Source organism: Lysinibacillus sp. NPDC094403, assembly GCF_050278745.1.
In the GTDB taxonomy this organism is placed as follows: Bacteria; Bacillota; Bacilli; order Bacillales_A; family Planococcaceae; genus Lysinibacillus.
In genome coordinates this window covers 262,179-278,013 of sequence record NZ_JBNNTL010000002.1, presented here as the reverse complement: position 1 = coordinate 278,013, position 15,835 = coordinate 262,179, and the positions used below count along the sequence as shown (strand labels likewise).

At 35.8% G+C, this 15,835-nt stretch carries 14 protein-coding genes and 1 pseudogene; 1 reads left to right on the top strand and 14 read right to left on the bottom strand.

What is annotated here, in order from left to right:
- Positions 1-7 precede the first annotated feature (7 nt).
- From ACQKMV_RS05620 to ACQKMV_RS05570, 11 genes and pseudogenes are all read right to left on the bottom strand, one after another.
- Positions 8-1,012, bottom strand: coding sequence for a 3-oxoacyl-ACP synthase (locus ACQKMV_RS05620; RefSeq protein ID WP_427502794.1), 1,005 nt, complete (start codon positions 1,010-1,012; stop codon positions 8-10).
- Positions 1,009-2,028, bottom strand: coding sequence for a branched-chain amino acid ABC transporter permease (locus tag ACQKMV_RS05615; RefSeq protein WP_427502792.1), 1,020 nt, complete (start codon positions 2,026-2,028; stop codon positions 1,009-1,011). Before ACQKMV_RS05615 ends, ACQKMV_RS05620 begins: the two co-directional genes overlap by 4 nt.
- Entirely contained in the window at positions 2,025-2,897 is an 873-nt protein-coding gene (locus ACQKMV_RS05610) for a branched-chain amino acid ABC transporter permease (protein WP_427502791.1), read from the bottom strand. The genes ACQKMV_RS05615 and ACQKMV_RS05610 overlap by 4 nt, the downstream gene beginning before the upstream one ends.
- Positions 2,898-2,912: 15 nt before the next feature.
- Positions 2,913-3,620 carry an ABC transporter ATP-binding protein gene (locus tag ACQKMV_RS05605; protein WP_427502790.1) on the bottom strand — a complete coding sequence of 236 codons (708 nt, stop codon included), beginning with the start codon at positions 3,618-3,620 and terminating at the stop codon, positions 2,913-2,915.
- Positions 3,595-4,371, bottom strand: a complete 777-nt coding sequence (locus tag ACQKMV_RS05600) for an ABC transporter ATP-binding protein (RefSeq protein ID WP_427502789.1) — start codon at positions 4,369-4,371, stop codon at positions 3,595-3,597. Before ACQKMV_RS05600 ends, ACQKMV_RS05605 begins: the two co-directional genes overlap by 26 nt.
- 91 nt (positions 4,372-4,462) lie before the next feature.
- Positions 4,463-5,704, bottom strand: a complete 1,242-nt coding sequence (locus ACQKMV_RS05595; protein WP_427502788.1) for a substrate-binding domain-containing protein — start codon at positions 5,702-5,704, stop codon at positions 4,463-4,465.
- 390 nt (positions 5,705-6,094) lie between these two features.
- Positions 6,095-8,473: a heavy metal translocating P-type ATPase gene (locus ACQKMV_RS05590; protein ID WP_427503096.1), complete on the bottom strand. Its 2,379-nt coding sequence runs from the start codon at positions 8,471-8,473 to the stop codon at positions 6,095-6,097.
- Positions 8,466-8,831 carry an ArsR/SmtB family transcription factor gene (locus ACQKMV_RS05585; RefSeq protein WP_427503095.1) on the bottom strand — a complete coding sequence of 122 codons (366 nt, stop codon included), beginning with the start codon at positions 8,829-8,831 and terminating at the stop codon, positions 8,466-8,468. Before ACQKMV_RS05585 ends, ACQKMV_RS05590 begins: the two co-directional genes overlap by 8 nt.
- A gap of 807 nt (positions 8,832-9,638) precedes the next feature.
- Positions 9,639-10,907 carry a VTT domain-containing protein gene (locus ACQKMV_RS05580; RefSeq protein WP_427502787.1) on the bottom strand — a complete coding sequence of 423 codons (1,269 nt, stop codon included), beginning with the start codon at positions 10,905-10,907 and terminating at the stop codon, positions 9,639-9,641.
- Positions 10,908-10,972: 65 nt separating this feature from the next.
- Positions 10,973-11,060: pseudogene (locus tag ACQKMV_RS05575) on the bottom strand (hypothetical protein); the annotation flags it as partial.
- A gap of 273 nt (positions 11,061-11,333) precedes the next feature.
- Positions 11,334-11,963, bottom strand: coding sequence for a GNAT family N-acetyltransferase (locus ACQKMV_RS05570; RefSeq protein ID WP_427502786.1), 630 nt, complete (start codon positions 11,961-11,963; stop codon positions 11,334-11,336).
- Positions 11,964-12,088: 125 nt separating this feature from the next.
- Here ACQKMV_RS05570 and ACQKMV_RS05565 point away from each other — a divergent pair, with 125 nt between their 5' ends.
- Complete coding sequence (locus tag ACQKMV_RS05565) at positions 12,089-12,913, top strand: MerR family transcriptional regulator (protein ID WP_427502785.1); 825 nt, start codon at positions 12,089-12,091, stop codon at positions 12,911-12,913.
- Between the two features lie 578 nt (positions 12,914-13,491).
- Here ACQKMV_RS05565 and ACQKMV_RS05560 read toward each other — a convergent pair.
- The 3 genes from ACQKMV_RS05560 to ACQKMV_RS05550 all read right to left on the bottom strand — a co-directional run bounded on the left by ACQKMV_RS05560 (position 13,492) and on the right by ACQKMV_RS05550 (position 15,775).
- Positions 13,492-14,046 carry an alpha/beta fold hydrolase gene (locus ACQKMV_RS05560; protein ID WP_427502784.1) on the bottom strand — a complete coding sequence of 185 codons (555 nt, stop codon included), beginning with the start codon at positions 14,044-14,046 and terminating at the stop codon, positions 13,492-13,494.
- Positions 14,047-14,140: 94 nt separating this feature from the next.
- Positions 14,141-14,569 (bottom strand): helix-turn-helix domain-containing protein, encoded by a 429-nt coding sequence (locus ACQKMV_RS05555; protein ID WP_053485525.1) that lies wholly within the window; start codon positions 14,567-14,569, stop codon positions 14,141-14,143.
- 372 nt (positions 14,570-14,941) lie between these two features.
- The gene (locus tag ACQKMV_RS05550) at positions 14,942-15,775 is read right to left on the bottom strand and encodes an alpha/beta fold hydrolase (protein WP_427502782.1); all 834 of its coding nucleotides are present in this window, start codon (positions 15,773-15,775) and stop codon (positions 14,942-14,944) included.
- Positions 15,776-15,835: the final 60 nt, after the last annotated feature.

Sequence of the window (15,835 nt, the reverse complement as noted above, 5' to 3'; positions counted from 1 at the left end):
TTCCCCCTTATCTCCATCGAATAGTAATAGCTCCCCAAACATAGCCAATTCCTGCACTAACAAGTGTAACGATATCTCCATCGTGGATACGGCCTTCTTCTAATGCCAGCTGCAATGATAATATTTGGTCAATCTGTCCGATATGACCGTACTCTTGTAAGTAGATGGACTGCTCCTGCTCTAAGCCGAGTTCAGATAAAATATAATCATGAGCAGATTTTTTCATGTGAAGCATTGCTAGATAGCCAATATCCCCCTCAGTTAATCCACTTTTCGCCAAGGATGTTCGAATTACCTTCAAAAAATTGCTTAAAGATTTTTGCTCTAAGCGCTCCTTCATCCCAATCGGATCGATCACATCGAGTTGATACAAATTATTTTCTAAATCAGAAGACGTCAAAGGTTTTTTTGTACCACCGACAGGTACGACAACATCCTCTGAGAACGAGCCATCCGTCATAATATCTGCCTCTAATAATTGATTTTTGTCATAGTTTTTTTGTAAAAGGATGGCGCCACCACCAGCTGCTAAATTGTACATAAAGCGTGTTCGAGGATTACTGTAATCGATAAAATCAACGTTGCGATAGCCACCAGCTAGGAGTATGGTATGAATTGAATCATCCGACGCCATTAAGCTTTTCGCTAGTTTTAGTGCCATAATGGTCGTGCCACATCTTAATTGCACATCGAATGCCCAAGCATTTACGGCCCCGAGCTCCTCCTGCATTTTTATCGAGGCAGTCCATAATGGATACTCCTTATGCTCCTCTCCCATATAAATCACAACATCAATGTCCTTTGGGTCGATATTAGCCTTGCGTATAGCGTCCTGTGCTGCCCATATACCCATTTGAACCGTATGATCATGCTCACCAGGAATAGGCTTTTCATAGATGCCCATTTTTTGCCGAATAATATCCTCTGGAATATTGGAAAGCGCCGCAATTTCTTTAGATGTCATTTTCGTTTGTGGAATATAGATTCCTGTACTTACTATGCCTACAGTCATTCGAATCGCTCCTTTTCCTGCGACAGGGCAACCGATGTTTGATCTTTTTCCTTATGCTTTATTCGCCATTTCCAAAACATCATACGCAGTGAGCCAATAATTCCTTTTGGGAAAAAGATAACAGCTAAAATATAAAGAATCCCAAAGAAGATAATCCAACGTTCAAATATTGGATAATCACGAGCTAACCCTGAAAGTGCATGCTGTGCATATTCAATAACAGCAGCTCCTAGTAATGGTCCAACTAATGTGCCAACACCGCCAATAATCGTCATTAATAATGCATCTAACGTAATGTCCATTGTCATCACACTCGTATTGACAAATCGGAGTGACACAGCATATAAGGAGCCTGCTAAGCTGGCAACTGTTCCTGCGACAATTGATGCAATCACTTTATAGTACAAGGTGTTGTAGCCTAACGATTTTGTTCGTTGTTCATTTTCCCGAACCGCAATTAAAATTCGACCAGTCGGCGAGTTAACGAAGCGATATAGCGCAATAAAAATAACAACTAAGCATGTTAGCACAAAGAAATAAAACGTCATTCGATCTCTAAATATTTCTGGTGCTCTAAACGTAAAACCATCATTTCCGTATGTGACAGAACGCCATTTTTCTGCCACTACTAAAAATAGTCCCGAAAAGGCTAATGTCAACATCGCAAAAAAATGACTTTTCAATCGAAGTGTCAGTAATCCTACTAAAAAGCTAATGAACCCTGCTAGCATCATGCCAACTACGATAGATAAGAAAAATGTCGAGAGTGTTGGCTCCATTTGTTTCAGCATGACAGCCGTTGTATACGCACCTATACCAAAAAACATCGCATGCCCGAACGACACAATACCTGTATAGCCAAGGAGAATGTCATAGCTCATCGCTAAAATACCGAAAATAAAGATTTGACTTAATAAAATAATGAGCGTCCTTGAATCATTGACGAAAGGGAGAATCACTAAAATAGCTAACATTAGGAAAAAGCATAAATGCTGCAAAGAAAGCTTCATTTTCATGTTGATCTCTCCTTTCTCATAGCAAATAAACCTTGTGGACGGAAAATTAAGACGATGGCCATTAAAATCATATTGACCGCAAGTGATAGCACTGGCACATAATATGCCATAAAGCTACCTGCCAAACCTACTAATATAGCTGCCAGTAGCGAGCCCGAAAAACTGCCCATGCCTCCGATTACGACAACGATAAAGCCTAAAATCGCATACTCCATACCCATTTCCGCATAGATAACACCTGAATACGGAGCCATTAACATACCACTTAGCGCTGCTAATGCCGCACCAACCATAAAAACATATAAAAATACTCGCTTTATATGAATGCCAAGTACCTGTGCCATTTCTTTATCCTGTACACCAGCCCGAACTATTAGCCCAATCTTCGTCTTCTTTAACATGTATTGGAAAATACCAAAAATGATAAAACCTACTACAATAATAAATAATCGATATTTAATGATAATAACGTCTCCAATTTCCCAGCTGCCTGTTAAGTAACTCGGCGTTTTCACCGCTACACCATTTGGACCAAATACAACTTTAATCATCTCTTGCAGCACGAGCATCAGCCCTAATGTAATTAAAATTTGCTGAATATGATTGCCATACACAGGTGTTATAATTAATTTTTCTGTAATAAGTCCTAATAAAGCCCCTGTTACAATGGCACCTATAACTCCAATGAGAAAGCTCTCTGTAAACATATACGTAAAGATCCCAGCATAAGCCCCCCAAACAAATAAACCACCATGTGCAAAGTTCAAAACATCCATTAATCCAAAAATTAGCGTCAGACCGGCCGCCAGTAAAAAAATTAACATACCAGTTGCAAGGCCATTAATGACTAAATTGACGAATAGCTCCAATAAAGTACACCACCTTTATCCGATTCCAAGATATTTTCTTTTTAGTTCTTCATGATGGATAAGATCCTGCATTTTGCCCGAGTGAACTGTTCTACCATCATCAATCAATGTATACGTATCGCCAATTCGGCTCGCCATCATAAAATTTTGCTCTACAAGGATGATGGACGTTTGCTTTTTCATTTCAACGATGGCCTCCATTACTTTTTCTACCACTATGGGCGCCAGTCCTTTAGAAGGCTCATCAATCAAAATTAACTTACTATCATTGATAAATGCCCTTGCCATGGACAGCATTTGCTTTTGACCACCCGAAAGATGTCCACCAGCCTTCTTCCAAAATTTCTTTAAATCAGGAAACAGCTCCAGTACATAATTTTGTCGCTCTAAAGTAGCTGTATCTTCTTTCCGCATGGCCACTTTCATATTTTCCTCTACGGTTAAATCTGCAAAAATCCCTTGGTTTTCCGGTACATAGCCTATTCCTAATTTTGCAACTTTATAGGTTGGGTTTTTCTTAATAGAATGTGAGCGAAATTCTACCTCTCCCTTTGAGGCAGGCGTTAACCCCATAATCGTTTTTAATGTGGTCGTTTTTCCTGCTCCATTTCTGCCAAGCAGTACACTTACTTGCCCCTCCATGGCCTCAAAATTGACCCCCTGCAAAATATGATATTGACCGATATATGTGTGGACATCATTTAATTTCAGTAAGGTGTTCATCGTACAGACCTCCTAAATAAGCATTTTGTACGGTTTCGTTTTTCATGATGTCCCCTGGTGTTCCATCTGCAAGAAGCTGGCCATTAAATAGCACCATAATCGAATCCGACAAATCTAAAATCATATCCATCTTGTGCTCAATGAGGAGAATGGTTTTATCACCTTGATTTTTAATAGTGCGAATCACCTCTAAAATCGTTGGCACCTCCTCTAAAGACATGCCTGCCGTTGGTTCATCAAGTAAAAGGATTTCCGTATCAAGTGCTAATAGCATAGCAATCTCAAGCTTTCTCTTTTCCCCATGGGACAGCATTGTCGTCAGGGCATCTCTTTTATTTTCAAGCAATACTAGTGTTAATAGCTCTTCCGCTTGTTCTGTAATCGCCTTATAGCTTTTATAATGGCGAAATAATTGGTAACGAACTTTCTCCTTGGATTGCACAGCCAAACGGACATTTTCTAAAACTGTTAAGTTCGGAAAAACATTCGTAATTTGAAAAGATCGCCCCAGTCCCATTCGAGTTCTTTCAATAGATGATTTTTGTGCAAGTGATTGTCCCTTGAAATAGACATCCCCGGCAGTCGGCTTTAACTCTCCACTAATCAAATTAAAGAAAGTTGTTTTTCCGGCTCCATTTGGTCCGATAATTGACTTTAAATGCTTTTCCGGCATATTAAAATTCACATGGTCGACAGCTGTGTGTCCGCCAAAACGAATGGTTAAGTTTTCTGTTCGCAAAATGGGTTCCATCGTATTCTCCTTTCTAGTACTTCTATCTCTCTTCACCCATTTTCATATGAAAGTGGGTGAAGAGAGACAGAAGAATATCTGTCTCGTAATTTCACTTATTCATGATCGGAGGTGCTGTTTCTTCAGGGCTAAGCTCGCGAATTAGTACTGGTACCGGATAATCTACACCATCTTGTTTTTCAAGACGGATCGAATACATCGACTGTAATGCTTGATGATCTTCTTTTCGGAAAGTCATCTTTCCTTTTGGCGTTTCAAATGACATTCCTTCCATAATGCCGATAAGTTTTTCCGCATCTGTATCGCCATTTGATTTTTTCAGAGCATCTACAATTGAGATTGCTGCAGACATGCCCCCTGGTGTAAATAAATCCGGAACTTCATTGAAGCGTTTTTTATGTTCCTCAACTAACCATTTATTTACATCATTTTGTGGTAACGTATGATAATAAACAGAGAACCCTTCCATACCAATTAACGGATTCATAAATTTCAATGCAATAATATCTGGTGCACCCGTAGAAATTTTAATGCCCTTTTCTTGAATTTTTAAATCTGCAATTTGATTCCACGGTGAGTTTGCGCCAGCCCAAACAACAAATAAATAATCTGGTTTTGCATCAATTACTTTTTGCAAATTGGACGTAAAATCAGTTGCTGCCGGATCAGCATATTCCTCTAAAACAATTTCTGCGCCTAGTTTTTCCGCAGCAGTCTTAAAGGCTTTTACCCCATCCAAGCCAAAAGAATAATCCGGCGCAAATGTTGCGATCTTAACACCTTTTCCTGCGATTGCTGCCGCTGCAGCATAAGCATCCTGAGAAGAATTTCGACCTGTACGGAAAATATATTTATTAAATTCTGAACCCGTAATGCTATCCGCTACCGCAGGCTCCACCACCATAATCTTTTGGTATTCTTCCGCAAGTGGTAGAACAGCAAGCGTATCACCTGAGCTAGAAGAACCTACTAAGAAATCAACCTTGTCATTTTCCAATAGCTTTGTCGCTTTCTGTACTGCAACCTCAGGCTTTGTTTCTGTGTCTTCATAGACAATTTCTATTTTCTTACCATTAACCTCCATCGTACCGCCTGTAGCATAATCAATCCCTAATTCAAAGCCATTCTTTGTTTGTTTCCCATACGACTCCAGAGCACCAGTCAATGACGCAAGCACACCGATTTTAATAGTGCCCCCTTCCTCAGCAGTCCCCTTCGTATCATCCTCCGAAGCCTTACCATCTGTTGAACTATCCTTCGACCCCTCTGAATTACAAGCCACCATCAACATTGTCAGCATCAATAAAAACAATAATAGCCAATGCTTCTTCATCCCATATCCCCTTTCATAATGAACTAATTAGAAAGCGCTTTCGTTGTTAAATCCACTATATAAAACTGTAGTTACAAATTAGTTACAAAAAATGAGCTGCCCTAAGGGGAGCTCATTTTTCTGCAGCGAAAGTGGAGCGGTAGCGCAACGACAGCTGCAAGGGGGCTCTGTCGCGAAAGTGCAGCGGTAGCGCAACGGCATCGACAAAAAATCTTTAATGAGCAGCCCTAAATGTTTTATTAAAAGTCAACAATTTATTTACAATTATTAATGTAACAATACTTTTATAAAAGGTTGCACATTTTAATCAAAAAAACAAAGACTGAATCCAAGATTGGATTCAGTCTTTGTTTCGAATTACAAATATAAAAAGATGTTATACGAATCATTTTATTCTTTTACTCGCATTAATCGTAGACCATTTAATGCTACTAATAAAGTTGCTCCCATATCAGACATAATAGCGATCCATAAAGTTAACCAACCTGGTATTACTAATAATAAGGCGATAAGTTTAATCGCTATTGCAAAGATAATGTTGGCTTTAATAGTATTTAATGATTTTCGACTTAATTTGATAGTGAATGGTAACTTACGCAAATCATCTGCCATTAAAGCAACATCTGCTGTTTCTAATGCAGTATCTGTGCCAGCGCCACCCATAGCGATACCTACAGTAGAAGCTGCTAAAGCAGGAGCATCATTAACACCATCACCGACCATTGCGACATTACCATAGTCTTTTCGAAGTTGTTTGATATAGGAAAGTTTATCTTCGGGCATTAATTCAGCTTGAATTTCAGAAACCCCTACTAGATGACCGATTGCATGCGCAGTCCCTTTATTATCACCAGTCAACATGATTGTTTTCTTAACACCCATGTTATGCAATTTTTCAATAATTTCTTGGCTAGATTCACGTACCTCATCAGCTACAGCAATGACTGCTAATACTTCTTTTTCAGTCCCTAAAATCATGGCAGTTTTGCCTTCATTTTGAAGAGTTATAATTTTTTCTTCTAAGTTCTCTGGAATGAATACCTTTAACTCTTGGAACAATTTAGGGCTACCAATGTAATACAGTGTGCCATCTACTTCACCTTTAATTCCCTTACCAGTAATAGCTGAGAAAGCATCCACATTGATATCTTGGAATGAAACATTTTCTTCTTCAGCTCTTTTAATAATCGCAGACGCTAAAGGGTGTTGTGAGCGATATTCTAAAGCTGTAATAATCGCTAGAATTTCTTTTGAATCTTTTTGTTTGCTCATTACATCAAAGTTTGTAACTACTGGAATACCTTTTGTAAGTGTACCTGTTTTATCAAAAGCAATTGCTTTAAGCGAACCCATTTCCTCTAAGTAAATGCCACCTTTAATTAACACACCTTTTTTAGCAGCATTACCAATGGCAGAAACAATTGAAATTGGTGTGGAAATAACAAGCGCACATGGACAACCAACTACAAGAACAGATAAACCTTGATAAATCCAAGTTTCCCAACTACCATCAAAAAAGAGTGGGGGAACAATTACTACAAGCCCTGCAATGACCATAATAATGGGTGTATAGTATTTAGCGAATTTATCAACAAATGCTTGTGAAGGAGCACGTTCACCTTGAGCTTCTTCAACTAGATGTATAATTTTTGAAATCGTTGTATCTTCAACGTATTTTGTGATTTTAACTTCTAATAAACCTTCTTCATTTAATGTACCAGCGAATACCTCATCATTTACTGTTTTTGAAACTGGTACTGATTCACCTGTAATAGCTGCTTGGTTGACCGCCGAAAGGCCGCTAACAACGACACCATCCATGGCAATTTTTTGTCCAGGTTTAACAATCATAATATCGCCAATCTCGATATCATCCACGTTTACTATGATTTCTTGACCATTTCGACGAATTAACGCTTCTTTTGGTGCGATATCCATCAATGAACGAATTGATTGACGTGCTTTATCCATTGAGTAACGCTCTAACGCCTCACTAATGGCGAATAAGATAACAACAATGGATGCTTCTGCCCATTCCCCAATAATTGCAGCACCGATGACAGCTACCGTCATTAATGTTTTCATGTCAAAGTCAAAGCGAGTTATATTTTTGAAACCAACTTTGAATAGACTGAAACCACCGATTACAATCGAAGCTACAAATAATAGGGAAGTAATAAGGTTTTCTTCACCATTTACGTATTGGGATAGGTAACCGAATACGATAAACAAGGTTGCGTATAAAAGTGTGCTATGTTTTTTATAAAATGGCACTTTCTTTTCAACTGGCTCATCACTTTTGTCAGAAGTCGGTGCTTTAGATTTGTATGAAGGCGTATCCATTGAGACTTTTAAATTTTCAAATGCGCCAGCTTTTTCAAGTTCTGCAATAGTCGTTTCACCTGTTACTGAAATTTTTGAAGCACCAAAGTTTACTTTTGCATTTTGTACTCCAGGAAGCTCTTTTACATTACGTTCAAATTTACCTGCACAGTTCGCACAAGAGAAGCCTTCAACTCTATAAGTTGTATCTGTATGGGATGGAGCAACACGTTTTGGTTTTTCTGGCGATACTTTTAAGCTTTCGAAAGCTCCTGCTTTTTCTAACTCTTCTACGGTTACTTCGCCTTTAACTGAAATTTTAGATGCACCAAAGTTCACCTTTGCATCTTGAACACCAGGTAATTCTTTTACATTACGTTCAAATTTACTTGCACAGTTGGCACAAGAGAAACCGTTCACGCGGAATACCTGTTTTTCTTCATTCATTTTTTTCACCATCTTTCTGATCTTCAAAGGCAACACTGATTAAATGCTTAAAATATGGATCATGAATAGCGTAATAAACTAATTTACCTTCCTTGCGATATTCAGCTAATCCTAGATTACGTAATAGTCTTAAATGATGAGATGCAGTTGCCGTTGTTGAACCAATAATATTAGCAATATCACAAACGCATAATTCATCTTCTAATGTAAGTGCATAAGCAATTTTCACACGTGTATCGTCAGAAAGAGCTTTGAAAACTTTTGCAACTTCTAGTGGCTTTTTCTCATTTAATTTTTTTTGTACATTTTTTACTTTATCTTCATGAATACAAGTAATTTCACAAATTTCCTTCATTATCTTTCCCCTCCATACATTCAAACGTTTATTTTATTGTTTTTATAATACTCTCGAATACTCTAATAGTCAAATAGTTATTTGAATGATAGGTATAAAATTTTTCGATCTGAACGTTAATTCTCGTTTTAACTGCTTTCCGAGTAATTGTAAAATAACAAATATTTTAATAATTATCTATAAAATTTTCTCCAAAATAAAAAATGTACACTACCAAAATTAAATTTAGTAATGTACATTTTCATATTATGTGTAACATTATAAAAAAGTAATTATGAAATAAATCATCATGTACAATTACTTATCTTTAATATTACATAGTAGGGCGCTCATTTTTCTGCGACGAAAGTGTGTTTTTTTGCGGGGATGAGGGTTTATCGAAACAGTTTTTAGATTTATCGAGAACTTTTGATTGCTTATCGACCAACTTTATCGATTTATCGACCAACTTTCGAAAAATATCGTCATCTACCTTCATGCACGCTATCTGACCGCACTGATAGTTTGCGTCGCGTCGCTTCACTTGATCAAAGGGATATTTCTAAAGTCATTTACTTTCCGCTTTTTCAGTAGCTACCCTTTTATCATCATTTCCGGGGATAAAAGGTTTATCGGAATAAATTTATGTTTTATCGGAACAATTTTTAGATTTATCGGAACAATTTCAGATTTTATCGGAATGTTTCATCGATTTATCGGAACATTTTAGAAAATACAGCATATCTGACCGCACTAATATCAAAAAAAACGCGAGAAATCAATGTTTCTAAATTGATTTCTCGCGCTTTTTAGGTTTTGACTAGTTTTGTCCTAGCCTCTATTTCCCCTATGCATATCTATACTTCTTAGCAATCGGCTTATTTCAAGTAAAAGTATATTCAAACCTAACCAAACTCCTCCAAAAACAAAATCAGCAGTAATATCACTTGGAAGTTCATCGTTAAAATACAAATGACTGATTGCAATTAGTATTAATACAACTAGTCCAGTAATTGGAACGAAAGTGTGAATCCATCGACTTTCAACATATCGAACAACAATAAAAATTGCGAAACCAAAGATGATAAAATTCATTAAGGTTTGTTCGTTTGGAAAATGGTTTTGGAAAATTCTTCTTAAACCTTCTTCATACAGCTCTCCACCAACAAGAACTATCAAAAAAGAGCTTAACTCCATTAATTTATTTTGCCCCTTCAATAAAATCAAAACTAGAGTAAAAATAATCACTATACAAAGAACTAGTCTCGAACCCATTAATGAGAATATGTGCATAGCCTCTGACCAATTTTGGTTGAAAATTAAAGGCATTAACATACTCACAACCTGGTTAAAAGTTGTAAATTCATTACTAAGGAAGTCTTCTATCATTCCAATCATTAAAATTATTAGCCCTAAAGTCAGTATTAAAGTCAGCGCTAATAGAAATGCAACTTTCCTTTTCGTATGGAATATTGTCAAAGTTACGTTTAATAGTTTGGTGGCCGACTCTATAATGAGGGCTTTGTTTTTTTTGTATAGGAAATAAACGATAATAATAATTGCAATAGCTATTCCACCAATAATGAGGTATTTTTTAATTGAACTGTGAAACATTTCCCATTGTGGCCCCAATATTTTACCGAGTGAAATAAATACTGTCACCCAAAGGAATGCCCCAGTATAGGCAAAAATAGCATAGGTTCTATAGGGAAGTCTGGTAACCCCAGAAAAGTATCCTGTAATGTGTCTAATTCCAGGAATAAAAAAGGCGATAATCAATAGCTTATTGCCGTATTTGCTGAACCACAAAGATGTACTTTCTAATCGTTTTGGCCCTAAATGAACACGATAACCGTATTTTTCAAAGAATGGTTTTCCTAATTTATAACCTATCCAGTAGGAAATAGTCATCCCTAAACAAGATCCAAAGCCAGCTATTAATATGCTTAATATCCAATTTAAATCTCCTTTATAAACAAGAAATCCAGTATAACTCATTAGCACTTCTCCAGGTAATGGGAGTGCGAGTAATTCTAGTAAAAGTGCTATAAATAATACAATATATCCAAATTGATCGATATATGCTGTAACATCGCCCATGGATCGTCGTCCTTTATTATTTTTTAAAAAGTCTTATCCGCCAGAAGCTTTAACTTTCAGATGGTTATTGGTTTTGCTATAGATAAGTTAAGACCAGTTCCTCCTGTTTCCCGATTTCTTGCTTTATCCCCCTCGATAAAAACGTTCAAAAATAGGATTCATTTCATGACGAAGGATTACTATACTATAATCTTTTACACGTATAATGGCAATTTTTATCTATATAAATCCGTATCATATCATGATTTCACCATCTATTTCACTTGTAACAGCACAGATTACATCAAACGAAATTAGTAAAGAAAATGGTTGGAATTAAATCTCCTAACCATTTTCTTTTTAGATTTAACCTCTTTCTCCACCAACATCGTGGTGGTTTTCTACCCTAAGGCCCAAGCGCATTGTCTAGCTCCTTATCGCTATTAGTTAAAAATCATAACTATATAAAAATACGTTAAGTTTTTCCTTCATTGAATCAAATTCAATTTCTTTTTCATCTATACGATCGAAGTTTTGACTGTCATAATATCCATAGTTACATCTAGTATCTGTATATAAATATAAAGATTTTACATCCATACTTTCCATATAATCAAACAAATGATTCATGAGAGCCTTTCCAACCCCAAGTCCTCTGGATTCCCCCGAGACAATGAATAATTCTATACAACCTTGATAATCATTTTCTTTTGCGTGTATCAGTTCTTTATATGCATCTTGAACCTTTCCAAATTCTTTCATGAATTTTTTATTTTCCTTTTTAGCCATGAGTACTTTAAGTATGGAATAGGCAAGACTGAAAATATTATGAGCTTTCTTTAAACGGTTATTGTCTTTTTTTGAATTGCCCAAAATAATACCAATAACCTTATTGTCTTTTTCTGCTACTTCGCTAAATGAACTTTCTAAAATACAGCCGTGTAGATAGATGTTTAATACTGAATCTAAAAATTTCTTATCCTTAATAAATTCATTGAAGCCAAATGCTTCACCAATCAATTCTTTAACAGATTCATAATCTTCTTTAGCTAGACTTCTGTATATTACTTTATCCATATCTAAAAACTCCCTGTTATATAAATAAATTTATTTAGTATTTCTTATAAATACCTTATTATGATCATAAGGTCTCCCCTAAGAGGAGAGTCAACAATTCTGTAAGAAAAAATATAAAGGGAGTGATGATGGTGCAACACTTATTTTCTATTGGGGAAGTTTCGAAGATGAAAGACATTACAGTAAAAGCATTACGCTATTATCATAAAATGGGGATTCTTATTCCAAAATATATTGATGAAACAACAGGCTATAGATATTATTCTATAGATCAATTTATTCATATAGATATAATTAAAAGCTGTAGAGAATTAAAAACAAGCATCGTCGAACTTCAAGAAATTTTTAAGAACTGTAATACTGATGAATTACTGGCATTTTTACAATTGAAGAAATATGAAGCTGAAGAACAAATAAAGAAAATGCAGGAAGTCATCAATACCATTGATCGTTTAAATATAAAGGTAGAGACTTCTAAAGATAATTTAATGAATGAGGACATATCTATTCAGTTGTTTGAACAGCGTTCTGTAGTTGTAGCACCATGTAAAGAAGTAGGAAGTTTACAGGAGTTACTATATTATTCAGACTTAGAGAAGAGCATTCAAGATAAAGGCGGAAAAATGTCACTTGAAAGAGGGATCCTCTACAACGTTAATGCAGAGTCGGATGTAATACCAATGTATGTTTTTAGTAGACTTCAAGGAAATGCTACTTTAGAAGCTGAACAAAATATAAAAACATTACCAAAAGGAAAGTATTTAACGATAGCTTATAGTAAAGAAAATGAAGAGGAGCGGAGAAATAAAATAATTAAATATGTTAAAGAGAATAATTTAAAAGTAAAAAGCTTCATTGAAGTGGAGTTATATAATGATTTCTTTAATACAGAATCTTATAGTTGTCAAATTCAAATATATATTGAAAATAATGAGGCCGTTAATTGTTAGGATTGGTAGTGACCCCAAAACAAACTGAGCTCATCACCAAAAGTTAGTGATGAGCCATTATTAAGCTAGTAGACCGCCATCAATCTATTGGTATTAGTGAGTTTACTGTCCAAGATTATGTACGTTCTGCCATTCGCAAACTTGACGCATTCAATCGTGTACAAGGAGTAGCCGAAGCATTACGTAGAGGTCTTATCCAATAAAATCATTTTGTACAAAAGTAATAATGAAGTACGTACGCTAGAACAATGGCTTTCTATTAAATCATAGTTAAAAAATGTATCCTAAAATTAGATAATACCGCTCTGGTTTTAAGGGTCCCTTCCAGCGTAGCGACCATTATTTCAATGTGGATATCTATAAATAGACAGAAAAAAATCTATTGAATATTGATTATTCATGGATTTTTTTCTGTCTATATTTGTTTGATTCATAATAAAGAAAAGCATTTCAATCGATAAATGCCTCTACCCTATCCAACCATTCATGCATAAGACTATTAAACAAATTCGCTTGTTCAATTTGCAAGTTATGCCCAGCCATATCTAAAATAGTGAAGGTTGCTCTTGGAAATTTATCTAAAATGGCTTTTCAATACCTGCTAGCACTTCATTTGTGTAACGATGACAATTATATTCATCTAAAACAACTAGATGTGAGCTAAAATCTTCTAGTTCGTGTTTCGTTAATGTCGATAAAAAATCTTTATCCGCAGAGACAATACTTTGTTCTGGCACTGTTCGACTTTGTTTATCCGGAATAATCAACAGGCAAATAAACGCTGCCCCTAAAATTTGCTCTTGATACTCTCTCATGATTCCGCGCACTAAATAGCCACCATAAGATTCTCCTACCAATAAATAACGTTCATTTGGTATTAAGAAGTGTATTAGTTCTATTACGGCCTCTAGCATTTCATCTGAGTTATTGATCTTTTTGTAGTCTGTCGTCTTGCCCATTCCTGGAAGGTCAATATAGATCCGTTTCCAGCCATCGCTTTCGGCAAAAACTGGTTCCATACATCCCTTCATTAATTGATGATCAGGCGAATATCCATGGAGCATGACGATTGGTGTGCCAGTCCCAATTATTTCATAGTAAATATTCGCCTTACTTACTTTACAAAATGACATAGTAGTTCCTCCAAATATACTACATCATAGAATGACTTTTAAATACAAAAAAACAGCAATCAGATAGTGTTGAGCTACCCGATTGCTGTCCTCTTTAATTAAAAAATTTTTTCTTGTTATTTTTAATGTAATTAACGACAATTACAAAGTAAATAACAGCTATGAGATTAATTATGCTTAATGTTAGACCTGATAGATTGGACCAGGGAAGTACAAAAAGCCAAAATACTACTAAAATAGAACTAAATACATACAGCCATTTAAATCGATCTGTCATTTTTAATTCCCCCATTTTTCCTTCTTTGATGATTTTATTTCTCAAGAAATTATCTCCTTTAATTAATTCATCAATGCTAATGTTGAATAAGTCACTTAATGTAATAAGTGTTTCAATATTTGGATAGCCTTTTTCAAGCTCCCATTTAGAAACCGATTGTCTGCTTATGTTTAATTTAATCGCTAATTCTTCTTGTGATAAGTTATGTTTTAAGCGTTCTTCTTTTAGCTTTTTATAGAACTCCATGATTTCAACTCCTTAATTTTATTTTTACTATAGCTTATAAATATTTGTAAGAATCGTAAGGTAGAATGATGTAACCTCAGAGTAGCAAATGCTTGCAACAGCTGGTTGCAACGTCTTGCTTTTGTCCGAAGAATTATTATTCTTCGTTCATGTTAAAGAGGTTTCTACTCTTCCGTTATGGTGCGTGTTTGCCGAAGATCATAGGATGAAAGTGATCAATCTTTTTTATAAAATGTGAATACAAGTTCATAAGAAAAGAATCCATTTTGATCAATCTTTTTTCAAAATGGATTCTTTTTATTTGCCCCAGAATGGGTTTTTGCGGAGTATTTTTGAATCAGTTATGCCTCGGCATAATTGCGTCCTAAGGCTTTAACTTCGGTTATTCGAATGCATAAATTCCTCTATCCGATCCAACCATTCACTCATAAGACTCGTAAACAAATTAGCTTGTTCAATTTGCAAGTTATGCCCAGCCTTATCTAAAATTGTGAAGGCTGCTCTTGGGAATTTATCTAAAATGGTAAAAGCGTCCTTATAGCCAACCATGGAATCCTGTTTACCTAGCAAAAATAAGCAAGGTTTATCAAATGAAATCTCATCTACAGGAAAAGAAAAACTATAGCTTTTTTGGATTTTTTCTAAAAATTCTACATCTGCGTTTTCTTGTCCTGCTAACACTTCATTCATGTATCGCTGACAATTATATTCATCTAAAACAACGAGATGGGAGCTAAAATCTTCTAGCTCCTGTTTCGTTAGTGTCGATAAAAAGTCTTTATCCGCCGAGACAACACTTTGTTCTGGCACAGTTCGACTTTGTTTATCTGGAATAATCAACGGACAAATAAACGCAGCCCCTAAAATTTGTTCATGATACTCTCTCATAATTCCACGAACTAAATATCCACCATAAGATTCTCCTACCAATAAATAACGTTCATTTGGTAGTAAGGTATGAATTAATTCTATTACGGCCTCGAGCATTTCATCTGAGTTACTGATTTTTTCGTAGTCTGTCGTCTTGCCCATTCCTGGAAGATCAATATAAATTCGTTTCCAGCCCTCCCTTTTTGCAAAAACGGGCTCCATACATCCCTTCATTAGTCTATGATCTGGCGAATATCCATGGAGCATGACGATTGGTGTTCCAGTCCCAATAACTTCATAGTAAATATTCGCCTTACTCACCTTACAAAATGACATAATAGTTCCTCCAAATATTATTATAAAGTGGATTTCCGTTCCGACTGGGCGCTTTTATCG

Coding starts and splice junctions, on each gene's coding strand:
- ACQKMV_RS05560 (WP_427502784.1), bottom strand. CDS start 14,046: ATGTCATTTTGTAAAGTAAGTAAGGCGAATATTTACTATGAAATAATT.
- ACQKMV_RS05550 (WP_427502782.1), bottom strand. CDS start 15,775: ATGTCATTTTGTAAGGTGAGTAAGGCGAATATTTACTATGAAGTTATT.
- ACQKMV_RS05595 (WP_427502788.1), bottom strand. CDS start 5,704: ATGAAGAAGCATTGGCTATTATTGTTTTTATTGATGCTGACAATGTTG.
- ACQKMV_RS05605 (WP_427502790.1), bottom strand. CDS start 3,620: ATGAACACCTTACTGAAATTAAATGATGTCCACACATATATCGGTCAA.
- ACQKMV_RS05620 (WP_427502794.1), bottom strand. CDS start 1,012: ATGACTGTAGGCATAGTAAGTACAGGAATCTATATTCCACAAACGAAA.
- ACQKMV_RS05590 (WP_427503096.1), bottom strand. CDS start 8,473: ATGAATGAAGAAAAACAGGTATTCCGCGTGAACGGTTTCTCTTGTGCC.
- ACQKMV_RS05570 (WP_427502786.1), bottom strand. CDS start 11,963: ATGGATAAAGTAATATACAGAAGTCTAGCTAAAGAAGATTATGAATCT.
- ACQKMV_RS05555 (WP_053485525.1), bottom strand. CDS start 14,569: ATGGAGTTCTATAAAAAGCTAAAAGAAGAACGCTTAAAACATAACTTA.
- ACQKMV_RS05600 (WP_427502789.1), bottom strand. CDS start 4,371: ATGGAACCCATTTTGCGAACAGAAAACTTAACCATTCGTTTTGGCGGA.
- ACQKMV_RS05580 (WP_427502787.1), bottom strand. CDS start 10,907: ATGGGCGATGTTACAGCATATATCGATCAATTTGGATATATTGTATTA.
- ACQKMV_RS05615 (WP_427502792.1), bottom strand. CDS start 2,028: ATGAAAATGAAGCTTTCTTTGCAGCATTTATGCTTTTTCCTAATGTTA.
- ACQKMV_RS05565 (WP_427502785.1), top strand. CDS start 12,089: ATGATGGTGCAACACTTATTTTCTATTGGGGAAGTTTCGAAGATGAAA.